The organism is Nocardia sp. NPDC055050 (assembly GCF_053608345.1).
On sequence record NZ_JBSGVG010000062.1, the window covers coordinates 1 to 25,667 of the forward strand.

Genomic DNA, 25,667 nt, shown 5'->3' on the forward strand with positions numbered 1-25,667 from the left:
GGCCCGAGCTCCTCGCTCGGGCCAGGGGCCGTCTTTTTCATATTGGCCTGCCGATTCATGTGACAACGACCACAACGGATGGTATGAATAGGTATATGCCTAATCGAAATATGCGACTGGGCATCAGCTCGTAGATCCGAATGGAGAGCTCATGGTCATCCAGGCCGAGGCCACCACCCCGAGCGCGATCCTCGATCGCGCGTCCCTGCTGCTCGACGCCTTCGACGGCCCGGGCAGGCTCACGCTCGCCCAGATCGTCCGGCGCACCGGTCTACCCCGGTCCTCGGCGCATCGCATGCTCGATCGGCTGGTGCAGTTGCGCTGGCTACGTCGCGAGGGGCGCGACTACGAACTCGGCATCCGGCTGATGGAGCTCGGCTCACTGGCGGTGCACCAGGACCGGCTGCACCGCGCGGCGATGCCGTTCCTGCACGAGCTGCACCGGGTCACCGGGTTCGTGGTGCATCTGGCCGTGCTGGACGGTCCCGACGTCGTGTACCTCGACAAGGTCGGCGGCGAGCTCTCGGCGGTGGTGCCCACCCGCGTCGGCGGCAGGCGGCCCGCTGCCTGTACCGCGGTCGGCAAGGCGATCCTGGCCTACTCCGACGAGCGCCGCATCGCCGATGCCCTCGCGGGCCAGGTCGGCGCACGCACCCGCTACTCGATCACCACCAAGGCCCAGCTCGACACCGAACTGGACAAGGTGCGCGCGCACGGGATCGCCGTCGAGCGCGAGGAGTCGCTGCCCGGCTTCGGCTGTATCGCGGCGCCCATCGGCGACCTCGGCGAGGCCGCCGTGGCGGCGGTGTCGGTGTGTGGACCGGTGGATCGGATGCTGTTCGATCACCGTCTCAGCGCACCGGTGCGCACGACCGCGCTCAATATCTGGCGCCACGTCGACGACGGCCGGGTCCGGGTGCATCCGACGTTGCAGCAGCATCCTCGTCCGCTGGGCGTGAGCCGTTCGTACGCCGACCACCGCGGGCCGCGTACGGCGTGATGCCCTGTCGCGCCGTACGCCGCCGGCCCGAACGCGGGCGGCGCACGGCGCGACCCGGTTGTGCGCAGCAGCGGGTCAGATCCGTTCGCGGACGATCACTTCCGTCAGAGCGGGCGGTTCACGCAAAAACTGTGGCAGATCCGGTCGCGGATGATCATGTCCGGGCATTCGGGGTCGAACCAGCGGTCGACGTGCGCCCAGTGGACCGGATGCATCAGATAGGGGCCTGCGAGAGTGTCGAGGTCGGCGAACTCCTGCTCCCAGACATGGGTCCACGCCGCGAGTCCGGTGCCACGGGTGACCCGGCTCAACTGCCAGGATCGGATGCCCGGCAGGTAGCGGGGCATCCGCAGCAGGTCTGCCTCGAAGCGCTCGACCGTCGCGCGCGGGGTGTGCTGCTCGACTCGCAGCAGCAGTACCCGGTATACCGACCCGGTGGCGTCCGGCTCGGCGATACCCGCTGTGCCGCCGCGATATTCGGCGCCGTCGACGTGGGCGACGGGACTCTCGCTCAGTAGGGTATCGACCTCGGTGGTGGTCCCTGTCCAGTCCGTGGACTCGTCGAAGCGCAGGTGCACCAAGACATCACCACCGTTGCGCACGCCCGGCAATGTGGGCTCGACCAGCACGCGGCGTGCGGCCGGGGCGGCGATTTCGCGCACCCTGGTCATCAGCCGGTCACGCACCACGGCCTCGGTGCCGGGCGAAAGATGCACCAGCCGAGTCACTTCAAACATTGCCGAGCCTGTCGATGTCGGTGGCGAGCGCGCCGGTCGAGCGGGTCCGTTCGACGATCAGCTCCCGCGCCGAGGCCCACCACTGCCGCACCGACTCATCCGAACGTCCCTGCCAGGTCATCTCCCACCAGCCCTGCGCGCCGTCGAGCACCCAGCTCGCGATGATCGTGTTCGACTCGTCCGGGAACCACACGGGCGGACTCACCACGATCCGCTCCAGCGTCATGCCGCGTCGGCGCGCACCCGGGGCGTAGTCGCGCAGATAGGCGTCGACGAATTCCCTGGCCCGTCCTGGCTTGGTCACTACGGTGTCGATCACGTAGACCTTCGTGGCTTCCATGCACCGACCGTAGGCAGCCGCCGAAGGGCATCGACCTGGTGTTTCCGCCCAGTGGGAGAACGCGGTACGGATCGCGCGGCACCGACCCTACGGTGAGGCCGACGACGTCCGATTCCGTCGCCGAAATTCAGGAGGACCAGTGACTGTGCGAACGTTCCCGACCACCGGGCCCGGTGCGGTTCCCGATCCGGAAGTCGCGGCCGTGCTCGCCACGCTCGACGCCGGATTCCCCGATGTCGCCACGATGGCCGCGAGCGAGGCGCGTGCCGCGATCCGCGCCAGACGCGCTCCGCTGCAACGACTTCCCGATATGGCGCTGGCGCGCGACCTCACGATCGACGGACCCGGCGGCCCGCTACCGCTGCGGGTGTTCCGGCCGCATCACGACGGCGAACCGCTGCCGGTGATCGTGTTCGCGCACGGCGGCGGCTTCGTGTTCTGCGACCTCGACAGTCACGACGAGTTCTGCCGCTCGATGGCGGCGGGTGTCGGTGCGGTGGTGGTCTCGGTCGACTATCGGCTCGCGCCCGAGCACGCAGGCCCCGCGGCCCATGACGACATGTTCGCGGCGCTGCGGTGGACCGCCGCCAACGCCGGCGACCATGGCGGCGACCCGTCGAGGATCGCGGTGGCCGGCGACAGCGCGGGCGGCAATCTCGCCGCCACCGTGGCCATCGCGGCCAGGGACGCGGACGGGCCACAGATCGCGGCCCAGATCCTGATCTATCCGGTGATCGACGACGATTTCGAGACCGAGTCCTACCGGCGATTCGGCACGGGCCACTACAACACCACCAGCGCCATGCGGTGGTACTGGGCGAACTACGCACCGCACGGCACCGACGACGTGCGTCTCGTGCCGACCAGGGCGGACTCGCTGGCCGGTCTACCGCCCGCGGTGGTGGTCACCGCCGAACTGGACCCGCCGTGTTCGGCCGGGGACGCCTACGCCCAGCGCCTGGCAGCCGACGGTGTCGCGGTCCGCTATCGCCGCTACACCGGGCTGTTCCACGGATTCCTCAGCATCCCGTCCCTCGCCGCCACCGTCGCCGCGCGCACCGAGATCTGGGCTATGGTGCGCGAGATGCTCGACCTCCCTCGGGACCCGAGGTGATCGGCACCGGTAGCGCACCACCCGAGATCTTTCCGGCCCGCGTTCCGAGTAGGGGGTTCAGGTTCAGACCGCGGTGAAGTACTCGATCTTCGGCGCAGCCGCCAGCAAGGGAGCCATCAACTTGCCTGCCGCGCGGAAGTGCTCCGACCGGCCGTGGGCTTCGACGGCGGCGTCGTCGGAGTACAGCTCGAAGAACCGGTAGTGATCGGCGTCGGTCCGCGAACGCACCAGCTGGTAGGTCAGATTGCCCGGCTCGTTGGCCTTGATCTGTTCGACGAGATCGGCGACGACGGCTTCGAACTCCGCACCCGCACCGGCTTTGACGGTCACCTCGGCGATGACTGCGATCATGATTTCTCTCCTTTTTCCGTGCGACAGTACCCGCGATCGGAGAGACACGGCCTAGTCTGCCGGGTCGTGCTGCTCGAGCTCTTCTTCGCGCACCCGCTGCTCGATCTCGCGCCAGCGACCCGGCGTCGGGTGGGGGTAGTCGGTACGGTCGTCGTGTTCGGCGCCGGCCAAGACGGTAGCCGCGTTGTCGATGTCATCGATCAGCTGCTGCGCGAGGTCGCGTTCGGTCGCGTAGTGGCGCTGCGCCCATTGCAGCACGAGCTGCGAATAGGCCCAGCCCGGTTCGGATTTCGCGGCTTCGGCATCGATCGCGGCGCGTTGGGCGAGTTTGTCGACGTCGGCGATGTGGTCGTGCAGGATCTGCTTGAGCCGATCCGGGGACCCGAGATGGCCGAACATCACGCGCAGCAGCACGTGGTGTTTGAGCACCGACGGATCGACCGGTGCCTTGTTCCACCACGTGGTCACCGCGGCCCGGCCCTCCGCGGTGATCTGGTAGAGCCGTCTGGCGCGCATGGTGTTGTCGGGATCGAGTCGCGAACTCGCGAAGCCGTGCTGTTCGAGCTTCTTCAGCTCGGCGTAGATCTGGCTGTAGGACGGGGTCCAGTAGACGTAGCGCAGACTCCAGTCCGCCCATTTCTTCAGGTCGTAGCCGGAGATCTCCTCCTCGTACGAGAGCATGGCGAGCACCGCCCAGCTGGTCGGCGGCAGATTGGGCACGCCGGAGTCGGGGTCGGGGGTAGCCATGGCTGAATGCTAGCAACCGATCTTCCCGGAATTCACCCGTCAGCAACCGCTGACCGGGAGGCCGTCTTGAGGCGCTGCCCGATCTTCCCGGATTCTGGGAGGCATCGAATTCCGTTCGGAAGGACCTCTATGAATGCGGACAACGTCGTCGTCGACGCAGGTATCCCGGCCCCCGCGGACCTGCGCAGAGTGCTCGGGCACTTCGCGACGGGCGTCGCGGTGATCGCCGCCCACGACGGGACGCGACCGCTCGGCTTCACCTGTCAGTCGGTGGTGTCGGTGTCGCTGGACCCGCCGTATGTGTCGTTCTGCCCGGCCAAGAGTTCCACGAGCTGGCCGCTGCTGCGTGCGGCGGGCGCGTTGTGCATCAACATCCTGGCGCAGGAGCAGAGCGCGCTGTGCCGCCAGTTCGCGGCGAGCGGGGCCGACAAGTTCGCCGGCGTCGAGTGGGACAGGGCGGGCAACGGCGCGCCCGCGCTGGCCGGGGCGCTGGCCCAGATCGAGGTGACGGTGGAGCTCGAGCACGACGCGGGCGACCACACCGTGGTACTCGCGCGCATCGGTGAGCTGCGGGCCACCGAGGGCGCCGAGCCGCTGCTGTTCTACAAGGGCGGGTTCGGCGGCTTCACGGCCTGACACGACGACGGGGTGGTCCGGTGCGGACCACCCCGTCGTCGCCGCTCACGCCTCGATGACGTCGAAGCCCTTGTACCCGGCGGCCGCGACCTCGGCGATGATCTGGCCGTAGACGCCGAAGCCGCCGACGAAGGGCATGAACACCCGTGGCCTGCCTTCGATGTTCGCACCCAGGTACCACGAATTCGCCTGTGTCATCAGCGTTCCCGCGGCCCGGTTCACGCATTCGAGCACCCACTCCGCCACCGCGTCCTGGCGTGCCTCCAGCGCCACCGCTCCCCTGCCGTCGAGGAAGCCGATCGCCTCGGCCACCCAGTCGACGTGCAGTTCCGAGTGCAGCACCATGTTGGCCAGCACCGACGGACTGCCGGGACCGGTGAGGTTGAACAGGTTCGGAAACCCTGCCATCCCCAGTCCCAGATAGGTTTTCGGCCCTTCCCGCCAGGCGTGGTTGAGCGTCTCGCCGTCGCGGCCGACGATGTTCATCCGCGACACCGAACCGGTCATCGCGTCGAAGCCGGTCGCGAGCACGAGGGTGTCGAGGGGGTAATGCGTGTCGGTGGTGTGCACGCCCTCGGCGTCGATCCGGGTGATCGGTGTCGCCTTCAGGTCGACGAGGTCGACATTGGCGCGGTTGAAGGTCTGGTAGTAGTTCGTGTCGGTGCAGATTCGCTTGGTGCCGATGGGGTGGTCGTGCGGGACGAGCAGGTCGGCGACGCGCGGGTCCTCGATCACCGCCCGCACCTTCTCCTCCCAGAATTCGCGGGCGGTGTCGTTGGCGGCGAGGGTCGTCAGCTGATCGGGGAAGGTCTTGCTGAACAGCACACCGCCCAGCGCCCAGCGCTTCTCGTAGGCCTCGCGCCGGTCCGGCTCGCTCACCGCGACCGCGGATGCCGGATGCGCCTGGTGCGGCGAACCGCCGCCGCTGGCCATCGACAGCCGCCTGCGCTCGGGATAGTTCGCCTTCTGCGCGGCCCGGTCCTGTTCGGTCAGCGGCGTATTACCGGCGGGCACACTGTAATTGGCGGTGCGCTGGAACACGTGCAAGCGCTCGGCCTGCTCGGCCACGCACGGGATCGTCTGGATACCGGAGGAGCCGGTGCCGATCACGCCGACCCGGCGGCCGGTGAGATCGACCCCCTCGTGCGGCCAGTGCGACGTGTGCAGGAGCTGCCCGGCGAAGGTGTCGAGTCCGTCGATGGCCGGGGTGTTGGCGTTGGAGAGCGGGCCGGTGGCCAGCACGACGAACCGGGCCGAGACCGCGCGGCCGGTGTCGGTGTCGATCTGCCAGCGCAGGGTCTGCTCGTCGAGCACGATATCGGTGACGCGCGTGTTGAATTCGATGTCGCGACGCAGTTCGTAGCGGTCGGCGACGTGCTCGAGGTAGGACAGGATCTCGGGCTGGGTGGCGTACTTCTCGCTCCAGTTCCACTCCTGTTGCAGCGCGTCGTCGAAGGAGTACGAGTAGTCGACGCTCTCGACATCACAGCGCGCGCCCGGGTAGCGGTTCCAGTACCAGACGCCGCCCACGCCGTCGCCGGCTTCGAACACCCGCACGGTGAGACCGCTACCGCGGAAGCGGTGCAGCGCGTAGAGGCCGGCGATGCCCGCACCGACGACGACCACGTCGACGTCGGCCGGGCCTTTCGCTGGTGCCGATGGGGTCTCGGGGTTCACAGTGCCTACCTTTCGATGGAGACCGGTTTCTCTGCGGGCGACGCTAAGGACGCGCGCCGCGTTCGAGCAGGTCCCCTTCCCGCTGACCGGCACATTCGCGCATCGATGCTCTCCCGGTGATCGGGAGAGCCGCCCCACGACCACCGGCGCCGGGCCTACCGTCGAGCGCAATTCGAGGTGGTACCAGGAGGAAACAGTGGTGGACTGGAACGACGAGGTGGATGTGCTGGTCGCGGGGTCGGGTGGTGGCCTGGCCGGCGCCTACACCGCCGCGCGCGAGGGACTCAGCGTCGCGGTGGTCGAGGCGACCGACAAGTTCGGCGGCACGACGGCGTACTCGGGCGGCGGCGGGGTGTGGTTCCCCTGCAACCCCGTACTGGAGCGCGCGGGCACCGACGACACCCTCGACGACGCACTGACCTACTACCGCGCGGTGGTCGGTGACCGCACCCCCGACGAACTGCAGCAGACCTACGTGCGGCGGGGCCGCGATCTCATCGAGTACCTCGAAGCCGACGACCATTTCGCGTTCATGGTGCTGCCGTGGCCGGACTACTTCGGGAAGGCACCCAAGGCCCGGCTCGACGGTCAGCGCCACATCATGCCGACACCGCTGCCTGCCGCGGAGATGGGCCCGCTGCGCGCATCGTTGCGCGGAACGCTGGACACCGACCGGCTCGGCGCTCCCCCGCAGGACCTGCTGATCGGCGGTCAGGCGCTGATCGGGCGGATGCTGCGCGCGATCTCGAGCTACCCGCACGCACAGCTGCACCTGGATTCGCCGCTGGTGGAACTGGTAGTTGAGGACGGTGTGGTGACCGGCGCGATCGTCGAACGCGACGGCGCCCGCGTCGCGATCCGCGCGCGGCGCGGCGTGATCCTGGCGGCGGGCGGTTTCGAGCAGAACGCCGAGCTGCGCACGCACTACGGTGTGCCGGGCGAGGCGCGAGACACCATGGGGCCCTGGGGAAATCAGGGTAGGGCGCATCAGGCGGGCATCGCGGCGGGCGCCGACACCGATCTGATGGATCAGGCGTGGTGGTCGCCCGGACTGACCCATCCCGACGGGCGGTCCGCGTTCGCGCTGTGGTTCACCGGCGGCATCTTCGTCGATCAGGACGGCAAGCGGTTCGTCAACGAGTCGGCCCCCTACGACCGGCTCGGCCGCGACGTGATCCGCCAGATGAACGATCGCGGGCTCACCCTGCCGTTCTGGATGATCTACGACGACAAGGAGGGCGAGGTGCCGCCGATCAAGGCCACCAATGTCTCTATGGTCGAGACCGAGAAGTACGTCGAGGCCGGTCTGTGGCACACCGCCGACACCCTCGCCGAGCTGGCCGCGAAGATCGGCGTGCCCGCGGCGAACCTGGCGGCCACCGTGGAGCGGTTCAACGCGATCGTCGCCACCGGTGCCGACCCCGATTTCGGGCGCGGCGACGAGGCCTACGACCGGGCCTTCTCCAACGGCGAACCGCCACTGGTGACCATCGACAAGGGGCCCTACCACGCGGCGGCGTTCGGCATCTCAGATCTGGGCACCAAGGGCGGGCTGCGCACCGACAGCGCGGCCCGGGTTCTCGGCCGCGACGGCGAGCCGATCCCCGGCCTCTACGCCGCGGGCAACACCATGGCTGCCGTGAGCGGCGAGGTCTACCCCGGCGGCGGCAATCCGATCGGCGCGTCCATGCTGTTCAGCCACCTCGCCGTCCGCCACATCCTCGGCGAATGATCCACCCCCGGTCTTTCCCGCTGGACGGGAGAGACCGGGGCATCCGAGCCACCGGATGTGGTTCGGTTCACAGACTCATCCCTTTCGACATTTCAGGAGCGACACGATGGCTTCAGCGGACGACATTCGCGCAACGGTGCGCAAATATGTGGAGGCCGTCGGCAGCGGTACGGCCGCCGACGTCGTCGCCCTCTACCGCGAGGACGCGACGGTCGAGGACCCGGTCGGCACCGAACCGCATGTCGGGCACGCGGCGATCACGAAGTTCTACGAGAACATCGAGCCGCTGGAGCGTTCGACCGAACTGTTCTCCGTCCGCGTGGCCGGCAACAGCGCCGCGTTCAGCTTCCGGGTGGTCACCAAGTTCGGTGAGCAGACCTTCACCCTCGATCCGATCGATGTCATGACCTTCGACGAGGACGCCCGCATCGTGAGCATGCGCGCGTTCTGGTCCCAGGACGACATGGTCGTCGGCTGAGCGAGGCGGAGATGACTGCGACCGAACAACACTGGGATCACGAAGTCGGCTTCCTCGTCGTCGGCAGCGGCGCGGGCGGGCTCACCGCCGCGCTCGCCGCCGCCGATCGCGGCCTGGACACCCTGGTCATCGAGAAAGCCTCCGTGTACGGCGGCAGCACCGCGCTCTCGGGCGGCGGCATCTGGGTGCCCAACAACCCGGCGCTGCTGCGCGAGGGCCTCGGCGATTCCCGCGCCGACGTGCGCGCCTACCTCGACGCCGTGGTCGGCGATCGGGTGCCGTCGGCCAACCTCGACGCGTTCATCGACGAGGGCCCGCGGATGCTGGCCTTCCTCGAGACCAGCCCGCACCTGCGTTTCCAGTGGTGCGCCGGCTATTCCGACTATCACCCCGAAGCACCGGGAGGACGGCCCGCGGGCCGCTCCATCGAGCCGCTGCCGGTCGATCTCAAACAGCTCGGCGCCGACGAGGATCTGCTGCGTCCGGCCGCGCTCGCGACACCGCCGGGGCTGTTCATCACCTCCAAGGACTTCGTCCAGCTCAATATGGTGACCCGCACCTGGAAGGCCCGCTGGACCGCGCTGCTGACCGGCCTGCGGGCGGTCAAGGCGATCGTGTTGCGCAGACACATGGACACGCTCGGCCGGGCCCTGATCGCCCGGCTGCGCCTGGCCGTGCGTGATGCGGGAGTGCCGCTGTGGCTCGACACCCCGTTGCGCTCGCTGATCACCGACGACACGGGCGCGGTGCTCGGCGTGCTCGCCGAGCGCGACGGCCGCGAGATCCGGATCAGGGCGCGTGCCGGTGTGCTGCTGGCCACCGGTGGGTTCGAGTACAACCAGGCCATGCGCAAGGACCACCTGCCCGAGGGCGGGCGTGACAACTTCAGCGCGGCGTCGGCGGACAACACCGGCGACGGCATCATCGCGGGCGAAAAGATCGGCGCGGCAGTCGATCTCATGGACGACGCGTGGTGGATGCCGTCGTTCCAGCGACCGGAGGGCATCAACCAGGTGCTGGTGTCGGAACGCTCGATCCCACGCTCGATCATTGTCGACAGCACGGGCAAGCGGTTCACCAACGAGGCATCGCCGTATGTGACGTTCGTGCACGCTCAGCTGAAGGGCGGCCACGATCCGGCCTGGCTGGTCTTCGACGCGAAAGCCAAGAGCCGCTACCCGATCGGTGGCATCGTGCCCGGCCAGAAGTTCCCGGCCTCGTGGTCGGGGGCCGGCCTGATCCGGTCCGCGCCCGATCTCGAGGGACTCGCCGCCGCCATCGGCGTGCCCGCCGACGCGTTGCGCGACACCGTGGGACGCTTCAACGGTTTCGCTCGCGACGGGCACGACGCGGACTTCGGCCGCGGTGTCAGCGCCTACGACAACTACTACGGTGATCCGACCCTGGCCACACCCGCACTCGATGTGCTGGACAAGGGCCCGTTCTACGCGCTGCGGGTGCGGATCGGCGACCTCGGCACCAAGGGCGGCCTGGTCTACAACGCCGACGCCCAGGTGCTGCGCGCCGACGGGTCTCCCATCCCCGGCCTCTACGCCGTGGGCAACACCTCGGCCGCGGTGATGGGCAACGACTACGCCGGTGCGGGCGCGACGATCGGCCCGGCCATGGTGTTCGGCTACATCGGCGCCCGCCATGCCGCCGGCGAGCGATGAGAGGGGCGGCCATGCAACCCGTCGAATGCGCTTCCTGCGGAAACAAGGTGCTGGCAGAGAAATTCAGTCCCAGTCACACCAGCATCCAGTGGCTCGACGACGCCGAGTCCGCGTGCCCCGAGTTCGCTCGGCGCGCGGCCCTCGGTGAGCACAGCAGCTGGATCCCCACCTGCCCCGCTCTGCGCGACTCCATCGAGGACGCCGTCCGCGTCGGCGCGCTGGCGACCGATCAGCTCCGCCACGAACCGGTTCCCGGCCGACTCGGCTGACACCCAAGACCAGGAGAGAACCCCATGAACAGACTCGACAACCACCGGACGCTGGTCACCGGCGCCGCCTCGGGCATCGGCGCGGCCACCGCCCTGCGACTGCTCGACGAGGGCGCCAGGGTGGTCGCCGCCGACGTATCAGCCGAGGGCCTCGCCGCGACGAGCGCGCAGGCCGCCGAGCGCGGCACCGCCGACCGGCTCACCACCCTCACCATCGATATCGGCGACGAGCAGTCGGTGATCGAGGGCGTCCGATCCTCGATCGAGACCCTCGGCGGCCTGGATTCGCTGGTGAACGCGGCGGGCATCCTGCGTGCCTCGCACACCGATCAGACCCCGCTCGACCTGTGGGACCTGATCATCCGGGTGAACCTCACCGGCACCTTCCTCGTCGTCCGCGAGGCACTGCCTGCCCTGCTGGTCAACCCGCGCGCGACCGTGGTGAACTTCAGCTCGACGTCGGCGGCCTTCGCGCACCCGTACATGGCGGCCTACGCGGCGAGCAAGGGCGGCATCCAGTCCTTCACCCACGCCATCGCCCTCGAGTACGGCGGCAAGGGCTTGCGCGCGGTCTGTGTCGCGCCCGGCAGCATCAAGTCCGGAATCACCGAAGCCACTGGCGGATACGTGCCCTCCGACGCCAACTGGGCCCTGTTCGGAAAGCTGTCGCCCGTCCTGCCGACCGACCTCGAATCCGGCGGCGCGGGCATGGGTGACCCTGCCGCGGTCGCCGGCGTGATCGCGATGCTCGTCTCCGAGGACGGCGCCTTCATCACCGGTACCGAGATCCGTATCGACGGCGGTACCCACGCATGACCGACCTGAGCTACGAGGGCACGCTGCGCGAGATCACCACCGACGCGGGCGTCTTGCGGTACCACGAGGCGGGCGAAGGACCGCCGCTGTTGCTCCTGCACGGATCAGGACCCGGTGTCACCGGATGGCGCAACTTCCGCGGTAACCTCGCCGTCTTCGCGCAACGATTCCGTTGTCTCGTCCTGGAATTCCCCGGTTTCGGGGTGAGCGACGACTTCGGCGGACATCCGATGATCACCGCGCTGGATGCGGTGGTTCGTTTCGTCGACGCGCTCGGCCTCGACAGCGTCGACATCATCGGCAACTCGATGGGTGGCGGCGTAGCGCTCAACTACGCCATCGCCCATCCCGAGCGGGTCGGCAAGCTGGTGACGATCGGCGGCATCGGCCGCAATCTCTTCAGCCCCGGCCCCGGCGAGGGCATCAAGCTGCTCCAGGAGTTCACCGAGGAACCGACCCGCGAGCGATTGATCCAGTGGCTGCATTCGATGGTCTACGACCCCGCGATGGTGACCGAGGAATTGATCGAGGAGCGCTGGACCCAGGCCACCGATCCCGCGACGCTGGACAGCGCTCGCCGGATGTACAGCAAGGCCGCGTTCGCGATGATGATCAAGGCGATGGAGGCCTCCGACGCACCGCCGCCGTGGGCGATGCTGCACAAGGTGGCTGCCCCCACGCTGATCACCTGGGGCCGCGACGACCGGGTGAGCCCCCTCGATATGGCGCTGATCCCGATGCGTACCATCCCGCGCGCCGAACTGCACGTGTTCCCCCACTGTGGGCACTGGGCGATGATCGAACGCAAGGGCGAATTCGAGTCGGCCGTACTGGCTTTCCTCACCCGCAAGGACACCGCACACTGAACCGGCACAATGCGCGGGCCGCCATGGGCGGCCCGCGCATTGCGGTTTTCACGGCGGATTCTCTGCCGGCTGCTGGCAGGATGAACTGCTATGCGCTTCACCGTGCCCACCATCGTGGTGATGATGGCGGCAGTCCTGCTCACTGGATGTTCGCTCTATCCGCAAGGGCCCGATCAGGCCGAGCGTGACCGCTGGTCCCGGGTGATCGAGACAGCCATCGAGGCCCTTCCGGGAGTGGCCGACGCGTCGCATACGTTCCAGTACCACCCGTACGGCCCCAACTCCTACTACACATCCCGACTCGTCGTGCAGCTCGAGGACGGCGTCACACCAGCCGAGACCGCGTCTGTCGTGCGTGTCATGGGCGCTCAGCAACTGCCGCCGCACTATCGAGGCGACTCCACCATGGTCAAGATCCACCGGAAGACCGACTCCTTTTCGGGGACCGGCAGTCCGTGGCGGAACGTGGACGTGGAAGCGAACGCGGCATACACCTGGACCCGAGTGTCAGCGGCCGATACCGGTGCGCAGATCCACTGGTCCACCAGCAGCTTCACCGCCACCGCGGACACGGACGGACCGACCGAATTCATCAGTGTGCGAGCGGGCTCCGAGGCCGAACCCCACCGGGCCACCGCGGCGATGCGCCGCATCATCCAGGACTTCCCCGAACTGGCATCCAACTACTGGACAGTGTCCCCCGTTCATGGGGAGAGCATGTCCGAGCACTACTCGAAACTGGCGCCCAGTTCGACCCACACGGACCGCCGCCCCCGTTTCCCCTCCACCGGCGAACTCGAACTGTGGGAGTGGTTCCTGACCGATCAACCCACCCCGTTCCTCGCCGAGGTGTCGGTATTCGACCCGCCCGACACAGCGGGCCGCACACTGGGCGTCACGGTATTCCCGCCCAGCGGACAGAAATTCAGTGCCGCGCAGGCGACACAACTCGCCGACCGGCACCTTCGTTACCTGTCCCGGCCCGGTGCTGTGGTCGACTACACGATCGTGACGCGCGACGGCCCCGGGGTCGCCGTCCTTGTCGGCGGCTGCCCGGCATCCGAGCGCGAGGTCGCACCGGAGTCGGAGCCCTTCGCGCGTCAGTACGAACGGTGCTAGCGCACTAGCGCTGGGTGCTGCCCGCGTCGATGGGCAACGTCACCGCGGTGATGTAGCGGCCCTCGTCCGAGGCGAGGAACAGGGCGGCATTGGCGATGTCGACCGGGTCGACCCACGGGATGGGCAGCATGTTCATCGTCACGGCCGCCTCCGCGAATTCCTCGCGGGTGGGATTCTCCCGGTCGGGCCGGAACACCTTGCGCACCATGTCGTTCTGGATCATCGGGGTGTCGACATTGGTCGGATGCACCGAGTTCACCCGGACATGGTGCGGGGCCAGCTCTTTCGCGAGCGAGCGCATCAGCCCCACCACCCCGTGTTTGGCGGCGGTGTAGTGCGCGACACCCACCAGGCCGCGTAGTCCGGCGATCGAGCTGGTCAGGATCATCGCGCCGCCGCCGCGCGCGATCAGGTGCGGGGTGGCGGCCTTGCACGTCTGCCACACCCCGGTCAGATTGACGTCGATCATCGTCTGCCACTGCTGTTCGGTCAGTTCCAGTGCGCCGCCGCTGGAACTGATTCCGGCAGTGGCGCAGACGATGTCGAGACCACCCAGCTGCTCGACCGCGGCGTCGACCGCGGCCCGCAGCGCCGCGCCGTCGCGGACGTCGACGGTCGCGGCGACGATCCGCGCACCGGTCGCCTCGACCGCGCGCACGGTCTCGGCGAGGTCGTCGTGCGTCGCTCCCGGTGACACCACAGTCTCGACCGGCCCGCAGATGTCGACGGCGACGATGTCGGCGCCTTCCTCGGCCAGCCGGATCGCCTGTGCGCGGCCGATACCGCGCGCGGCGCCGGTGATCAGCGCGATCTTGCCCGAAACCCGTCCCATGTCACACCTTCTGAGTAAGTCCGGCATCCACCACGAGTTGGGTTCCCGTCACGTAACGGGACTCGTCGGATGCGAGGAAGAGCACGGCATTGCTGATGTCGACCGGATCCACCCACGGAACGGGCAGAATCGTGCGCCGGGCCAGTACCTCCGCCGCGTCCTGCTGCGTCGGATTCGGCAGGTCGGGGCGCAGTTTGGCGTACACCGCGTCGTTGAGGATCATCGGCGTGGCGACGGAGCCGGGATGCACCGTGTTCACCCGGATCCCGCGCGGGCCGAGCTCGTTGGCCAAGGTGCGAGCGAGCCCGACCACGGCGTGCTTGCTCGCCGAGTAGTGCGCGGCGGCGGCCGCGCCGACGATGCCGTTGGTGGAGCTCACGATCACCACCGAGCCGCCGTCGGACAGGGCGGGGACGGCCGCGCGCACGGTGTGCCACATGCCGGTGAGGTTGATGTCGATGGTGCGCTGCCAGGCCTGATCGGACAGCTCCCAGGACAGGCCGAGGTCGGTGTAGATGCCGGCGTTGGCCACGATCACGTCCAGGCGACCCAGCGCGGCGACGCCGTCGGCGACTGCCACGTCCAGGGCTGCCTGATCGCGCACGTCGGCGACGCCGGTGACGCACTGGCGACCCGTTGCCTCGACTTCGCGTGCCGTCTCGGCCAGCTCCGGCGCGGCGGCCTCGATGTCGAGTGCGATGATGTCGGCGCCTTCCTCGGCCAGCCGACGGCAATGGGCGCGGCCCATTCCCCCGGCCGCGCCGGTCACCAGCGCGACGGTGTGCTGCATGCGGTTCATCGGGTGCCCCCGGAGAATCTGGTGTCCACGAGCCCGACGCTAGGGTCGCCGTCCACCGCATCGGCCCTGGTCTTCCCGGTCAGCGGGCAGTGCACCGCGATCTCCCGGCCACCGGGAGCCACGGGCTCCGCAACGCCGGCGAGCCTGCGACGGTGCTCCGCAAGACCGGTTCCGAGATCGAGGAGAACACCAGTGACGAGGGCGACTGTCGACGTTCCGCGGAGCTCGCGGGTGGTGACGCTGCGCGTATCCGCGGTGATCGAAGAGACCGCGGACGCGCGGACGCTGGTGTTCGAGGTACCCGAAGCGGTCGCCGACCGCTTCGCCTTCCGGCCGGGCCAGTTCCTCACGCTGCGGATCCCGAGCGAGCGGCCCGAACCGGTGGCGCGCTGCTATTCGCTGGCGAGTTCGCCGTTCACGGGCGATCCGCCGCAGGTCACGGTCAAGCGCACACCCGGCGGCTACGGCTCGAACTGGTTGTGCGACAACATCGCTGTCGGCGACACCCTCGATGTGCTGCCGCCGCAGGGCGCCTTCACCCCGGCCTCACTCGACACCGATCTGCTGTTGTGGGCGGCGGGCAGCGGCATCACACCGGTGATGTCGATCCTGCGTTCGGCCCTGGCCTGCGGCACCGGCCGGGTGGTGCTGTTCTACGCCAATCGCGAGCAGGCATCGGTGATCTTCGCCGACGCCCTGCGCGATCTCGTCGCCCGGTACCCGGGCCGGATCACTGTGGCGCACTGGCTCGAATCGCTGCAGGGCCTGCCCACCGCGGCCCAGCTGGCCGACTTCGCCGCGCCGTATTCGTCCTTCGCGGCGTTCGTGTGCGGGCCCGGCCCGTTCATGTCGGCGGTGACCGAGGCACTCTCGGGCGCCGGATGGCCGCGCGAACGCGTCACCACCGAGGTGTTCGTCTCGCTGTCCGGTGATCCGTTCGCCGAACCCGAGCCGCTCGACCCCGTCGACGACGCGGATGCCGCGCGCGTGGAGGTAGAGCTCGACGGGACCGTGCACGCGTTGAGCTGGCCGCGCTCGCGCACCCTCGTCGACGTCATGCTCGCCGGCGGGCTCGATGTCCCGTACTCCTGCCGCGAGGGCGAGTGCGGAACGTGCGCGTGCACCGTCGTCGACGGCGAGGTCACCACGACCAACTCGGCCGTCCTCGATCAGGACGACATCGACGCCGGGTACACCCTGGCCTGCCAGGCCCGCCCGCGCACCGACCGGGTCCGTATCCGCTTCTGAGCGAGAGGTGTTCTGTGGCAACCGATACCGCGCGGCCCGATGTCGGCTTCGGCTCGGACCGTGGGCCGGTGCTGGCCTCGCTGATGCTCGCCACCGGACTCGTCGCGCTCGATTCGACGATCCTGGCGACCGCGGTGCTGTCGATCACCGACAGTCTGGGCGATTTCACGCTGTTCCCGTGGCTGTTCACGAGCTATCTGCTCGCCCAGGCCGTCACCGTGCCGATCTACGGCGCGCTCGCCGACACGTTCGGGCGCAAACCGGTGATGTTGTTCGGCATCGCGGTGTTCGCGCTGGGCTCGCTGCTGTGCGGGCTGGCGAGCAGCATGCTCGCCCTGATCGTGTTCCGCGCCGTCCAGGGCATCGGCGCCGGCGCCATCCAGCCCACCACCATGGTCATCGCGGGTGATCTGTACACGTTGGCCGAACGTGCCACGGTCCAGGGCTATCTGGCCGGGGTGTGGGCGGTGGCCTCGGTGACGGGCCCGCTGCTCGGCGGTATCTGCGCCGACTATCTCGGGTGGCGGTGGATCTTCCTGGTCAACCTGCCGCTGGCCGCGCTCGCCGCCTGGATGCTGATCCGCAACTTCCACGAGTCCGTACCGCGGCTCCGGCGCAGCGTCGACTACGCCGGGGCGGTCCTGTTGACGCTCGGTGCGGGGGCATTGGTGCTCGGACTGCTCGAGGGCGGTCACGCGTGGGCGTGGGGATCGCCGGTCGGTATCGCCGTCTTCGGGTGCGCCGGACTGTCGCTCACGCTGTTCGTCGCCGTCGAAGCGCGGGCCACGCAACCGATTCTGCCGCTGTGGGTGTTCACCCGGCGGGTGGTGATCGCGAGCAGTGTCGCGGCCATGCTGGGCGGGGCGCTGCTGTTCGGGTTCACGACGTATGTGCCGATGTTCAATCAGGGCGTGCTCGGGTCGAGCGCCCTGGTCGCGGGGCTCGTCACCGGAGCGCTCACCCTGGGCTGGCCGTTGGCCGCGGCCAGAGCGGGAAAGGTGTATCTGCGCTTCGGGTTTCGCACGTGCGCGGTGCTGGGCAGTACCGTCGCGGCGCTCGGCGTGGTGACGACCCTGCTGCTCGACGAGGATTCAGCGCTGTGGCAGGTCGCCGCGTCGTGTTTCGTGGTGGGCGCGGGCATGGGCTTGGTGGCCACACCCACGCTCATCGCGGCGCAGACGAGCGCGCGGTGGGCCGAACGCGGGGTAGTGACCTCCGCCACCATGTTCGCGCGGTCGCTGGGCAGCGCGGTGGGAGTCGCGGTCTTCGGCGCGATCGTCAACGCGCGGCTGGCCGGCGACGGTGCGCCGACACCGCAATCACTTTCCGCCGCAATACATCTCGTGTTCGTGTCCATCGCGGTCATGACCGTTGTCCTGGTCGTCGCGTGCACGGCGATCCCGCGCCGGGCCGGGGAATTTCCTGTCCATCCAGCGGGAGAGCCCGGCCCGGCGAGCCGCCTCGACCACGAGCATGGGGTGGCATCACCAGACGAGAAGAGGGAGCCAGGATGCTGACAACCGGCATGCGCACCGAGCTCGCCGCCGAACTGGCGCGGGCGGAGCTGGATCGGGTGGCCGTGTCCCCCATCGTCGACCGGTATCCGGGCATCGATGTGGTGGACGCGTACGAGGTCCAGCTGCTCAATATCCGGCGCAGGCTCGACGACGGCGGAAAGGTCGTCGGGCACAAGGTGGGGCTGTCGTCGAAGGCGATGCAGCAGATGATGGGCGTCGACGAGCCCGACTACGGTCACCTGCTCGCCGACATGGAGGTCTACGAGGACGTCCCCGTCGATACCACCAAGTTCCTGCTGCCGCGCGTGGAGGTCGAGGTCGGGTTCGTCCTCGGCGCCGACCTGCCCGGCGAGGACTGCACCGAAGCCGACGTCTTGGCCGCGACCGTCGCCTACGCGCCATCGATCGAGCTGATCGACTCACGGATCACCGACTGGAAGATCGGGCTCGCCGACACCATCTCCGACAACGCTTCCTCGGCCGGGTTCGTCCTGGGCCGCCAACGCGTCGCCCCGGGCGATATCGATATCACCGCGATCGATGCAGTGCTCACCCGCAACGGTGAGATCGTCGCCGAAGGCCGCAGCGACGCGGTCCTCGGCGATCCGTCGATCGCGGTCGCCTGGCTGGCCCGCAAGGTCGCGACCTTCGGGGTCCGGCTGAAAGCGGGCGACATCGTGCTCCCCGGTTCCTGTACCCGCGCCATCGACGCCCGACCCGGCGACGATTTCCGCGCCGACTTCACCGGACTCGGCTCCGTCCGCTTGTCGTTCACCTGAGCCGATCCCACCCGCGGCCCGTCCGGGCCGCCATTCCTCGAGGAGGCCAACCGTGTCCCACGGTTCCGTCACCGCCGCGATCGTCGGATCCGGCAACATCAGCACCGATCTGCTGTACAAACTGCTGCGCTCGGAGTCCATCGAGCCGCGCTGGATGATCGGCATCGACCCCGAGAGCGAAGGGCTCGAACGCGCGCGCGGACTCGGCCTGGAAACCTCCGCCGAAGGTGTGGACTGGCTACTCGCCCAGGACGAGAAGCCCGACATCGTGTTCGAGGCGACTTCGGCCTACGTCCACCGCGCGGCCGCACCCCGCTATGCCGAACTCGGCATCCGCGCCGTCGACCTCACCCCCGCCGCGGTGGGTCCGGCCGTGGTACCGCCGGTGAACCTGGCCTCGCTGCTGGAAGCGCCGAACGTCAACATGATCACCTGCGGCGGGCAGGCCACCATCCCGATCGTCGCCGCGGTTTCGCGCGTCGTGCCTGTCCCCTATGCCGAGATCGTCGCGTCGGTCTCGTCCAATTCGGCAGGTCCTGGCACCCGCGCCAACATCGACGAGTTCACCAAGACCACCAGCCGTGGCGTGGAAACCATCGGCGGCGCCCAGCGCGGCAAGGCGATCATCATCCTGAACCCCGCCGAACCGCCGATAATCATGCGCGACACCATCTTCTGCGCGATCCCCGACGACGCCGACCACGACGCGATCACCGCCTCCATCCACCAGATGGTCGCCGACATCCAGCAATACGTGCCCGGCTACCGCCTGCTCAACGAACCCCAGTTCGACGAACCTTCCGTCGTTTCCGGCGGACTGGCGAAGGTTTCGGTGTTCGTCGAGGTCGAAGGCGCGGGCGATTTCCTGCCCCCGTACGCGGGCAACCTCGACATCATGACCGCCGCGGCAACCCGTGTCGGTGAGGTCATGGCCGATCAGATCCTGTCGACGCGGGTGTGATCATGACCGATTCGTCAGCCCTGGACACCATCACCCCCGAGGCCCTGCGTCCGCCGCAGCTGAGCCGGGCGTAAGGAGACTCGACCATGCCATTCTCTGCTGAACTCGACATCCGGATCACCGACACCTCCCTGCGTGACGGCTCCCACCACAAACGCCATCAATTCACCACCACCGAAGTCCGCGACATCGTCACCGCCCTCGACAACGCCGGCGTCCCCGTCATCGAAGTCACCCACGGCGACGGTTTGGGTGGTTCCTCGTTCAACTACGGATTCTCCAAAACCCCCGAACAAGAACTCATCACCATCGCCGCCCGAACAGCCAAGAACGCCAAGATCGCGTTCCTCATGCTGCCCGGCGTCGGCGTAAAAGAAGACATCAAGATCTCGCAGGACAACGGCGCCGCCATCTGCCGCATCGCCACCCACTGCACCGAAGCCGACGTCTCCGTCCAGCACTTCGGCTACGCCCGCGACCTCGGCCTCGAAACCGTCGGCTTCCTCATGATGTCGCACACCCAGCCACCCGAAACCCTCGCGAAACAGGCCCGGATCATGGCCGACGCAGGCTGCCAATGCGTCTACATCGTCGACTCCGCGGGCGCACTCGTCCTCGAACAAGTCTCCGACCGCGTCGCCGCCGTCGTCGCCGAACTCGGCACCGACGCCCAGGTCGGGTTCCACGGGCACGAAAACCTCGGCCTCGCCGTGGCCAACTCCGTCTACGCCGTCCGCGCCGGCGCCACCCAGATCGACGGCTCCACCCGCCGCTTCGGCGCCGGTGCGGGCAACACCCCCGTCGAAGCCTTCGTCGGCGTCGCCGACAAGCTGGCCATCAAGACCGGCGTCGACTTCTTCGCCATCGCCGACGCCGCCGAAGACGTCGTCCGCCCCGCCATGCCCCAGGAATGCCTGCTCGACCGGCAATCACTGATGATGGGCTACGCGGGCGTCTACTCCAGCTTCCTCAAGCACGCCGAACGCCAAGCCGAACGCTACGGCGTCTCCGCCGCCGAAATGCTCGTCCGCGCGGGCAAACGCAAACTCGTCGGCGGCCAGGAAGACCAACTCATCGACATCGCTTTGGAACTCCAGCGCGAAGCCTCCGTCACGGTCTGAAGTACCCGATTCAGTCATCATCGCCCCGCGTGGATCGCACGCGGGGCGATGGTGACTTTCCACGAAGAACACGGTGCGGATATAGTCTCGCCGGCGAAATCCACTGTCCGAATGGACATTTCGAGTGGGTCGGCTATCGTCTGTCGCACGCCGTTCGGGACCGGTCGACGTGCGACCACCGCACGCCGGGTCCCGATGAAGTGGGGGATCATGGCCCAGCGGAGTCATCGCAGGCAGACCGGTCAGCTGATCACGCCTGACGGCGCGCCCGGCGACGGCGTGGACCAGGTGCACGTCAGCGGTGCCATCGCCCTGCCCGTCGCCCCGGATGCGCTGTGGGACCTACTGTCCGAACCGCACACTATCGCCGCGTGGATGTCCGAACTCCACTCCTGGACCGGCCCGGCGCCGGATCGAGTCGGTGCCGATCTCGAACTCGCCGCTCAGGTCCAGATGTTCGACATGCTCCACGACGTGCATCTGGTCATCACCGAATACTGCCCGAACCGCAGCTGGACGATGACGTGCGGCGCGGTGACCGGTATCGCGGTCACCTTCGCCGTCGAACTCGAGCACCTGCGCGACCTCTCGCGCGCCACTCTTCGCACCGGCCTGCACGGCCAGGTGTTACGAGACGCCGACGCGGTCGTACTCGGTCACGCCCTTCAGCGCGGGTTGGACTCGAGCCTTCGGCAACTGGCCGACATCGCGGACCCGGACGGAATCACTGCCCGGCCCCCGGTAGCCGTCGTCAACCACCTGGGCTGAGACCGCCGGGGTCACCGGATGTTCAGGCGACGCGCGCGTGTTCCTCGACCGCCGCGGGCTCCTGCGCAGGCTGCGCCGGCCGACGTCCGGTGACGAGGAACAAGACAACCAGCCCGACCGCCAGCCACACATACGTGTCGCCGATGATGTGCTGATCCCACGTCCATGAGGTCTCACGGTGTTCGCCGTCGGGCAGGAAACTGTGCGGCGCGATCACGAAGACCGCGGCGACGACGACAGTCGTGGCGTACCAGCCGCGAGCGCTGCTGACCGGCAGGGTACGGGCGTGGCAGACCATCGCCAGCAACGCGGGCGCGATCCAGACCCAGTGGTGCGACCACGAGATCGGCGACAGCAGCAGCGTGAAGACCGCGTTGAGCGACAGCGCGATCGCGGGGGCGTCGGCGGCCTTGCGCATCGCGGCGACGACCAGGACCAGCAGCAGGGTGCCCAGCACGAGCCACAGCGCGTCGAACGGCAGACCGGTGATGTGCAGGCGGGCCATGACGGCCTGGATCGACTGATTGGTATGGAAGGCCGAGCCGCTCAGGCCCGAGACGTTGCCGAGGCCGCCGAACCAGTAGCGGGTGGATTCGGTGGGCAGGAACGCGAAGGAGGCGATGGTGGCGATCGCCCCGGTGCCCGCGGCGGTCGCGGCGGCCTTGTAGTCCTTGCGGACCAGGAAGTAGAGAACGAAGGCGGCGGGCGTGAGTTTGATGGCGGCGGCCAGACCGATCAGCATGCCGCGCGGGTAGCGGGTCTTCGGGAGCAGGCAGTCGGTGGCGACCAGCACCATCAGCAGGAGATTGACCTGACCGAAGTCGATGGTCGAGCGAACCGGTTCCAGCAGCATCGCCAGGGGGACCGCGCAGGCGGTGACGAGCAGGGCGACCTGCTTGCGGTCGGGGTGGTAGCGGAGGGCCACCAGATACAGCGTCCAGGCGACGGCGGCGATCGACACCACGACGTAGAGGATCTTCGCCGTGCCCCACGGCAGCAGCGCGAACGGCGCGAGCGCGATGGCCGCGAACGGCGGGTAGATGAAGGGCAGACCGATGCCGATCGAGGTCTTGGGCAGCTGACCGTACATATCGGCGCCGTCGCGCATCGCCTCGATACCGAGGCGGTAGACCTGAAGATCGATGAACCCGCCGGAATAGCGTTCGAAGGGCCAGATCGGCGTCCTGACACAGACCACCGACACAATGGTGAGCAACACCGGCACCAGCCACCATGCTCGATTGATCGGGCGTGGGGAACGCTCTTGCTCGGGGTGGGTGGTGTCACTACTCATCCGCGGCGACTATACCGACTCGCACGCGCTGCCGGGGCACCGCCCATCGACGGGGGTGACGTGCGCAATAGCCAGGCGGATGCCCGCCCACGAACCGAACGCGCTGAAGACGGGCCTGGTCAGTCGCCGCGGTTGTAGCGGGTCAGGTAACCGGCCATCGCCGCGACATCGTCGTCTGTCCAGTCGGCGAAACGCGCCTGGAAGGCCTCCCGGCGCCGGCGTTCGGCCTCGCCGGCGACGGCTCGGCCCTCTGGGGTGGCGCGCAGGACGTGGTTGCGCCGATTGCCGGGATCGACCGCGCGTTCGAGGTAGCCGAGCTTCTCGAGTGCGCCGACCTGCCTGCTGACGGTCGATTTGTCGAGCAGGAACTGCTCGGCCAGGTCGGTGGCCAGGCAACCGTCGCGTTCGAGGATCAGGTCGAGAATGCTGTAGGCGACCAGGCTCAGCTCGGGGTGTAGTTCGGCGGCGCGGCCGCGGGCACGGCGAGCGAAAGCGGTGAGTTCCCGCTGGATGGTGTCGACAGCCTGGGTTCTTGTGCTCCGCGCGTTCATAGTTGTATCATACAACCATACATAGTTGCATTTACCAACTGTTTGGAGATCTGCCCCGATGACTCGCACCCAGTTCCGGCACGTCGCCGGACATCTGCTGACGCCGCTGCTGATGTGCCTCGGTATGGCTCTGGCCTACCTCGGCGCGTTCCATCAGCCCGAGCCGAACAATCTCGCGCTCGCCGTGGTGGGCGATTCCCCGCAGACGATGGTGCTGGCACAGACGATGAAGGACAAGGGCGGCGCCGGGCTCGACATGGTCACCGTGCCCGATCGCGACGCGGCCATCGACGCACTGCGCAATCGCGAGCTCGTCGGCGCCTATGTGCCCGACGCCGCCAAGCCGGAACTGCTGGTCGCCACCGCGAGCTCCGACACCAGCGCGATGGCCGCGGAAGTGGCCTTCCGGTCGGTATCGGATCACCAGGGCGTGCCGCTGGTGATCACCGATGTCACGACCAAGGCGGGCGGTGACCCGACCGGGCAGGGCATCTTCTTCCTGCTGGTCGCGTTGAGCGTGGGCGCGTACGGCAGCGTCGCGGTGATCGGCGCGGCGGGCGCGCTGCTGCGGATGCGGGTGCGCGCCGCGATCGGTGTGGTGACCGCGCTGATCGTCAGCCTCATCGGCGTCGTGGTGGCGGGTCCGGTGTTCGGCGTGATCGACACCGATCTCGCGAGCGTGTTCGCCATCGCCTGGGTCTACACCTCGGGCATCATCCTGATCGGCATCGGCCTGCACACGTTCTTGAAGCGCTGGACCACCCTCGCCCTGATCACCCTGTTCGTGATGCTGAACTTCACCACCTCCGGCGGCGTCTACGGGCCCGAACTCCAGAACGGGTTCTTCGGTGCGCTGCACTCGTTCTGGAACGGCGCCGACTTCGTCGAAGGCCTGCGCAGTCTGCTCTACTTCGACGGTGGCGCCGGGTTCGGCTCCCGCCTGTTCGGGTTGTTCGCCTGGCTGGTCGTGGGTGTGGCGCTGGTCGTGGTGGCCGGTCGGTACGAGGCGCGCCACGCACCCCGGCCGGTCGCACCTGCCGCGGTCGAGGAAGAGATCGGCGAATCGGTGGCCGTCTGAGCCGTCGATTCCACGCCTGATCAGTCAGGTCAGGCCCCGGCGAATCCCGTTGCCCGACATCCGGACACACTGTCGCGGACCAGGTCGACCAGGGTCGCCGGGGCACTGTCGTTTTCCGCGGCCGTCTTGTCGTGAATCGACCACGACTCCACGTAGACACGAGTACGGTGTAGCGCGCAACCGCGGACAGTCTGGCGCCGCGAGGGGGTGTAACAGCGGAAAGGGCGGGTGCCACCGATGAATGATCCCGACGCGCAACGCCCTGGCGACCCACTCCCCCTCGATCAGCGCTACGACGGCGCCGATCCGATCGAATGGTGCGGTGCGGCGGTCTATCCGATGTACACCGAGGCGCTGCCCGCCGGAACGACGGCGGTGCATCTGCGCGCACTGTCGGTGATGGCACCCGAGGACGTGTCGGGCCTCGGCCTCGGTCTCTCCGTCCACGACGGGCACGTGAATCTGAACGGGAAATCGCTGGCGGGCGTCGACATCTGGTATGAAGCCCTCGCCGACGGCATCGACATCTCGGTGACCGCGGACGCACCCGACGCGCTGTTCACCCTCACACCCGTCTGGGTGGCCGAATCGGGCACACACCAATCCTGGACCGGCAACTACGGCATGGTCGTCGACCTGCTCCCCGACGGGGCCTCGACCCTGTGGTGCAGCACCGGTCCCGGCACACCCGATTTCAACGAACTGGTCGTCGAACTCAGCACCGGCCCGGCCGAACCGGCACGCCCCGAACCACCCCTCGATCCGGCCGACCCGGCTACGACACCGCTCGGCCCCGCCCCCTCGGCTCCCCCCGTCGAACCAAGTCCCCCCGCCGCCTCCACCGAACCGGCATCATCGGATCCCGCACCGAAAATCTCGCTCGGCCCGACCGATCCGCCCGAGCACCCACGAACCAGCCAGGGCGTCGGCGGCGCCCTGCACGACCTGGGAACCGCCATGCACGAACGCGGCGAACACGACTCGGCCCGCGCCCTCTGGACCCAAGCCGCACAGGCAGGCCACAGCGGCGCCGCCTACGACCTGGGCACCCTGCTCCTCCAGCAAGGCGAACGCGCCGCCGCCGAACAATGGTGGAAGGCCGCCGCCCACGACGACCCACGCGCCGCGGCCTCCCTCTCCGCCCTGTCCGAACAGCCTTAGGAC

The 25,667-nt window shown here is 68.4% G+C and carries 27 protein-coding genes; 18 read left to right on the forward strand and 9 right to left on the reverse strand.

Annotation, left to right across the window (positions count from 1 at the left end; genetic code table 11):
• The first annotated feature begins 151 nt into the window (after positions 1 to 151).
• A complete protein-coding gene (locus tag ACWGCN_RS33950; protein WP_452460505.1) occupies positions 152 to 1,000 on the forward strand; it encodes an IclR family transcriptional regulator in 849 nt (282 codons plus the stop codon).
• Positions 1,001 to 1,104: 104 nt separating this feature from the next.
• Here ACWGCN_RS33950 and ACWGCN_RS33955 read toward each other — a convergent pair whose 3' ends face one another.
• Together ACWGCN_RS33955 and ACWGCN_RS33960 are read right to left on the reverse strand one after the other, a co-directional pair.
• Positions 1,105 to 1,737 (reverse strand): Dabb family protein, encoded by a 633-nt coding sequence (locus ACWGCN_RS33955; protein ID WP_452460471.1) that lies wholly within the window; start codon positions 1,735 to 1,737, stop codon positions 1,105 to 1,107.
• Positions 1,730 to 2,077, reverse strand: coding sequence for a hypothetical protein (locus ACWGCN_RS33960; protein WP_378987678.1), 348 nt, complete (start codon positions 2,075 to 2,077; stop codon positions 1,730 to 1,732). The genes ACWGCN_RS33955 and ACWGCN_RS33960 overlap by 8 nt, the downstream gene beginning before the upstream one ends.
• 139 nt (positions 2,078 to 2,216) lie before the next feature.
• Between ACWGCN_RS33960 and ACWGCN_RS33965 the strand changes: the two genes are divergently transcribed.
• Positions 2,217 to 3,191: an alpha/beta hydrolase gene (locus ACWGCN_RS33965; RefSeq protein WP_452460470.1), complete on the forward strand. Its 975-nt coding sequence runs from the start codon at positions 2,217 to 2,219 to the stop codon at positions 3,189 to 3,191.
• A gap of 63 nt (positions 3,192 to 3,254) precedes the next feature.
• Here the strand turns inward: ACWGCN_RS33965 and ACWGCN_RS33970 are convergent, their stop codons facing one another.
• Positions 3,255 to 3,542: a putative quinol monooxygenase gene (locus tag ACWGCN_RS33970; protein ID WP_378987684.1), complete on the reverse strand. Its 288-nt coding sequence runs from the start codon at positions 3,540 to 3,542 to the stop codon at positions 3,255 to 3,257.
• Positions 3,543 to 3,593: 51 nt separating this feature from the next.
• Complete coding sequence (locus ACWGCN_RS33975) at positions 3,594 to 4,289, reverse strand: PadR family transcriptional regulator (RefSeq protein WP_378987687.1); 696 nt, start codon at positions 4,287 to 4,289, stop codon at positions 3,594 to 3,596.
• A 129-nt stretch (positions 4,290 to 4,418) separates the two neighbouring features.
• Here ACWGCN_RS33975 and ACWGCN_RS33980 point away from each other — a divergent pair, with 129 nt between their 5' ends.
• Entirely contained in the window at positions 4,419 to 4,925 is a 507-nt protein-coding gene (locus ACWGCN_RS33980) for a flavin reductase family protein (RefSeq protein ID WP_452460469.1), read from the forward strand.
• Positions 4,926 to 4,970: 45 nt separating this feature from the next.
• Here ACWGCN_RS33980 and ACWGCN_RS33985 read toward each other — a convergent pair whose 3' ends face one another.
• Positions 4,971 to 6,602, reverse strand: coding sequence for a flavin-containing monooxygenase (locus tag ACWGCN_RS33985; RefSeq protein ID WP_452460386.1), 1,632 nt, complete (start codon positions 6,600 to 6,602; stop codon positions 4,971 to 4,973).
• A 196-nt stretch (positions 6,603 to 6,798) separates the two neighbouring features.
• On the opposite strand from ACWGCN_RS33985, the gene ACWGCN_RS33990 reads away from it, so the two are divergent.
• The 7 genes from ACWGCN_RS33990 to ACWGCN_RS34020 all read left to right on the forward strand — a co-directional run bounded on the left by ACWGCN_RS33990 (position 6,799) and on the right by ACWGCN_RS34020 (position 13,555).
• Positions 6,799 to 8,334, forward strand: a complete 1,536-nt coding sequence (locus ACWGCN_RS33990; protein WP_452460385.1) for an FAD-binding protein — start codon at positions 6,799 to 6,801, stop codon at positions 8,332 to 8,334.
• A 106-nt stretch (positions 8,335 to 8,440) separates the two neighbouring features.
• A complete protein-coding gene (locus ACWGCN_RS33995) occupies positions 8,441 to 8,812 on the forward strand; it encodes a nuclear transport factor 2 family protein (RefSeq protein ID WP_378987699.1) in 372 nt (123 codons plus the stop codon).
• Positions 8,813 to 8,823: 11 nt separating this feature from the next.
• Positions 8,824 to 10,485 (forward strand): FAD-binding protein, encoded by a 1,662-nt coding sequence (locus ACWGCN_RS34000; RefSeq protein WP_452460384.1) that lies wholly within the window; start codon positions 8,824 to 8,826, stop codon positions 10,483 to 10,485.
• An 11-nt stretch (positions 10,486 to 10,496) separates the two neighbouring features.
• Positions 10,497 to 10,754 carry a hypothetical protein gene (locus ACWGCN_RS34005; RefSeq protein ID WP_378627708.1) on the forward strand — a complete coding sequence of 86 codons (258 nt, stop codon included), beginning with the start codon at positions 10,497 to 10,499 and terminating at the stop codon, positions 10,752 to 10,754.
• Positions 10,755 to 10,778: 24 nt separating this feature from the next.
• On the forward strand, positions 10,779 to 11,570 hold the full coding sequence (locus ACWGCN_RS34010; RefSeq protein ID WP_378987705.1) for an SDR family NAD(P)-dependent oxidoreductase: 792 nt from the start codon (positions 10,779 to 10,781) through the stop codon (positions 11,568 to 11,570).
• A complete protein-coding gene (locus ACWGCN_RS34015) occupies positions 11,567 to 12,436 on the forward strand; it encodes an alpha/beta fold hydrolase (protein WP_452460383.1) in 870 nt (289 codons plus the stop codon). The genes ACWGCN_RS34010 and ACWGCN_RS34015 overlap by 4 nt, the downstream gene beginning before the upstream one ends.
• A gap of 90 nt (positions 12,437 to 12,526) precedes the next feature.
• Complete coding sequence (locus ACWGCN_RS34020; protein ID WP_452460232.1) at positions 12,527 to 13,555, forward strand: hypothetical protein; 1,029 nt, start codon at positions 12,527 to 12,529, stop codon at positions 13,553 to 13,555.
• Between the two features lie 4 nt (positions 13,556 to 13,559).
• On the opposite strand, the gene ACWGCN_RS34025 is transcribed toward ACWGCN_RS34020, so the two are convergent.
• Together ACWGCN_RS34025 and ACWGCN_RS34030 are read right to left on the reverse strand one after the other, a co-directional pair.
• Positions 13,560 to 14,387, reverse strand: coding sequence for a mycofactocin-coupled SDR family oxidoreductase (locus tag ACWGCN_RS34025; protein ID WP_387443504.1), 828 nt, complete (start codon positions 14,385 to 14,387; stop codon positions 13,560 to 13,562).
• Position 14,388: 1 nt separating this feature from the next.
• Positions 14,389 to 15,186, reverse strand: coding sequence for a mycofactocin-coupled SDR family oxidoreductase (locus ACWGCN_RS34030; RefSeq protein WP_452460231.1), 798 nt, complete (start codon positions 15,184 to 15,186; stop codon positions 14,389 to 14,391).
• Positions 15,187 to 15,378: 192 nt separating this feature from the next.
• Here ACWGCN_RS34030 and ACWGCN_RS34035 point away from each other — a divergent pair, with 192 nt between their 5' ends.
• From ACWGCN_RS34035 to ACWGCN_RS34060, 6 genes are all read left to right on the forward strand, one after another.
• Positions 15,379 to 16,434 carry a 2Fe-2S iron-sulfur cluster-binding protein gene (locus tag ACWGCN_RS34035; RefSeq protein WP_449965239.1) on the forward strand — a complete coding sequence of 352 codons (1,056 nt, stop codon included), beginning with the start codon at positions 15,379 to 15,381 and terminating at the stop codon, positions 16,432 to 16,434.
• Positions 16,435 to 16,448: 14 nt separating this feature from the next.
• On the forward strand, positions 16,449 to 17,951 hold the full coding sequence (locus tag ACWGCN_RS34040) for an MDR family MFS transporter (protein ID WP_452460230.1): 1,503 nt from the start codon (positions 16,449 to 16,451) through the stop codon (positions 17,949 to 17,951).
• Positions 17,945 to 18,730: a 2-keto-4-pentenoate hydratase gene (locus tag ACWGCN_RS34045; protein ID WP_452460229.1), complete on the forward strand. Its 786-nt coding sequence runs from the start codon at positions 17,945 to 17,947 to the stop codon at positions 18,728 to 18,730. The genes ACWGCN_RS34040 and ACWGCN_RS34045 overlap by 7 nt, the downstream gene beginning before the upstream one ends.
• A gap of 52 nt (positions 18,731 to 18,782) precedes the next feature.
• Positions 18,783 to 19,691 carry an acetaldehyde dehydrogenase (acetylating) gene (locus ACWGCN_RS34050; protein WP_452460228.1) on the forward strand — a complete coding sequence of 303 codons (909 nt, stop codon included), beginning with the start codon at positions 18,783 to 18,785 and terminating at the stop codon, positions 19,689 to 19,691.
• A gap of 86 nt (positions 19,692 to 19,777) precedes the next feature.
• Positions 19,778 to 20,812: a 4-hydroxy-2-oxovalerate aldolase gene (gene dmpG / locus ACWGCN_RS34055; protein WP_378987731.1), complete on the forward strand. Its 1,035-nt coding sequence runs from the start codon at positions 19,778 to 19,780 to the stop codon at positions 20,810 to 20,812.
• Positions 20,813 to 21,022: 210 nt separating this feature from the next.
• Positions 21,023 to 21,580, forward strand: a complete 558-nt coding sequence (locus tag ACWGCN_RS34060) for an SRPBCC family protein (protein WP_378987734.1) — start codon at positions 21,023 to 21,025, stop codon at positions 21,578 to 21,580.
• Between the two features lie 22 nt (positions 21,581 to 21,602).
• Here ACWGCN_RS34060 and ACWGCN_RS34065 read toward each other — a convergent pair whose 3' ends face one another.
• Together ACWGCN_RS34065 and ACWGCN_RS34070 are read right to left on the reverse strand one after the other, a co-directional pair.
• On the reverse strand, positions 21,603 to 22,874 hold the full coding sequence (locus tag ACWGCN_RS34065) for a glycosyltransferase 87 family protein (protein ID WP_452460227.1): 1,272 nt from the start codon (positions 22,872 to 22,874) through the stop codon (positions 21,603 to 21,605).
• A 119-nt stretch (positions 22,875 to 22,993) separates the two neighbouring features.
• On the reverse strand, positions 22,994 to 23,425 hold the full coding sequence (locus ACWGCN_RS34070; RefSeq protein ID WP_378987740.1) for a MarR family winged helix-turn-helix transcriptional regulator: 432 nt from the start codon (positions 23,423 to 23,425) through the stop codon (positions 22,994 to 22,996).
• Between the two features lie 58 nt (positions 23,426 to 23,483).
• Between ACWGCN_RS34070 and ACWGCN_RS34075 the strand changes: the two genes are divergently transcribed.
• Positions 23,484 to 24,503: a hypothetical protein gene (locus ACWGCN_RS34075; protein WP_452460226.1), complete on the forward strand. Its 1,020-nt coding sequence runs from the start codon at positions 23,484 to 23,486 to the stop codon at positions 24,501 to 24,503.
• Positions 24,504 to 24,740: 237 nt separating this feature from the next.
• Positions 24,741 to 25,664: a hypothetical protein gene (locus ACWGCN_RS34080; protein ID WP_452460225.1), complete on the forward strand. Its 924-nt coding sequence runs from the start codon at positions 24,741 to 24,743 to the stop codon at positions 25,662 to 25,664.
• The last annotated feature ends 3 nt before the right edge of the window (positions 25,665 to 25,667 follow it).

Bases quoted from the DNA above. Each gene is read 5' to 3' on its own strand.
- ACWGCN_RS34065 (WP_452460227.1), bottom strand. From the start codon at position 22,874: ATGAGTAGTGACACCACCCACCCCGAGCAAGAGCGTTCCCCACGCCCG.
- ACWGCN_RS34015 (WP_452460383.1), top strand. From the start codon at position 11,567: ATGACCGACCTGAGCTACGAGGGCACGCTGCGCGAGATCACCACCGAC.
- ACWGCN_RS33975 (WP_378987687.1), bottom strand. From the start codon at position 4,289: ATGGCTACCCCCGACCCCGACTCCGGCGTGCCCAATCTGCCGCCGACC.
- ACWGCN_RS33980 (WP_452460469.1), top strand. From the start codon at position 4,419: ATGAATGCGGACAACGTCGTCGTCGACGCAGGTATCCCGGCCCCCGCG.
- ACWGCN_RS33970 (WP_378987684.1), bottom strand. From the start codon at position 3,542: ATGATCGCAGTCATCGCCGAGGTGACCGTCAAAGCCGGTGCGGGTGCG.
- dmpG (WP_378987731.1), top strand. From the start codon at position 19,778: ATGCCATTCTCTGCTGAACTCGACATCCGGATCACCGACACCTCCCTG.
- ACWGCN_RS34020 (WP_452460232.1), top strand. From the start codon at position 12,527: ATGCGCTTCACCGTGCCCACCATCGTGGTGATGATGGCGGCAGTCCTG.
- ACWGCN_RS34025 (WP_387443504.1), bottom strand. From the start codon at position 14,387: ATGGGACGGGTTTCGGGCAAGATCGCGCTGATCACCGGCGCCGCGCGC.
- ACWGCN_RS34070 (WP_378987740.1), bottom strand. From the start codon at position 23,425: ATGAACGCGCGGAGCACAAGAACCCAGGCTGTCGACACCATCCAGCGG.
- ACWGCN_RS34030 (WP_452460231.1), bottom strand. From the start codon at position 15,186: ATGAACCGCATGCAGCACACCGTCGCGCTGGTGACCGGCGCGGCCGGG.
- ACWGCN_RS34000 (WP_452460384.1), top strand. From the start codon at position 8,824: ATGACTGCGACCGAACAACACTGGGATCACGAAGTCGGCTTCCTCGTC.
- ACWGCN_RS34080 (WP_452460225.1), top strand. From the start codon at position 24,741: ATGAATGATCCCGACGCGCAACGCCCTGGCGACCCACTCCCCCTCGAT.
- ACWGCN_RS33995 (WP_378987699.1), top strand. From the start codon at position 8,441: ATGGCTTCAGCGGACGACATTCGCGCAACGGTGCGCAAATATGTGGAG.
- ACWGCN_RS33955 (WP_452460471.1), bottom strand. From the start codon at position 1,737: ATGTTTGAAGTGACTCGGCTGGTGCATCTTTCGCCCGGCACCGAGGCC.
- ACWGCN_RS34060 (WP_378987734.1), top strand. From the start codon at position 21,023: ATGGCCCAGCGGAGTCATCGCAGGCAGACCGGTCAGCTGATCACGCCT.
- ACWGCN_RS34045 (WP_452460229.1), top strand. From the start codon at position 17,945: ATGCTGACAACCGGCATGCGCACCGAGCTCGCCGCCGAACTGGCGCGG.
- ACWGCN_RS33950 (WP_452460505.1), top strand. From the start codon at position 152: ATGGTCATCCAGGCCGAGGCCACCACCCCGAGCGCGATCCTCGATCGC.
- ACWGCN_RS33960 (WP_378987678.1), bottom strand. From the start codon at position 2,077: ATGGAAGCCACGAAGGTCTACGTGATCGACACCGTAGTGACCAAGCCA.
- ACWGCN_RS34010 (WP_378987705.1), top strand. From the start codon at position 10,779: ATGAACAGACTCGACAACCACCGGACGCTGGTCACCGGCGCCGCCTCG.
- ACWGCN_RS34005 (WP_378627708.1), top strand. From the start codon at position 10,497: ATGCAACCCGTCGAATGCGCTTCCTGCGGAAACAAGGTGCTGGCAGAG.
- ACWGCN_RS34075 (WP_452460226.1), top strand. From the start codon at position 23,484: ATGACTCGCACCCAGTTCCGGCACGTCGCCGGACATCTGCTGACGCCG.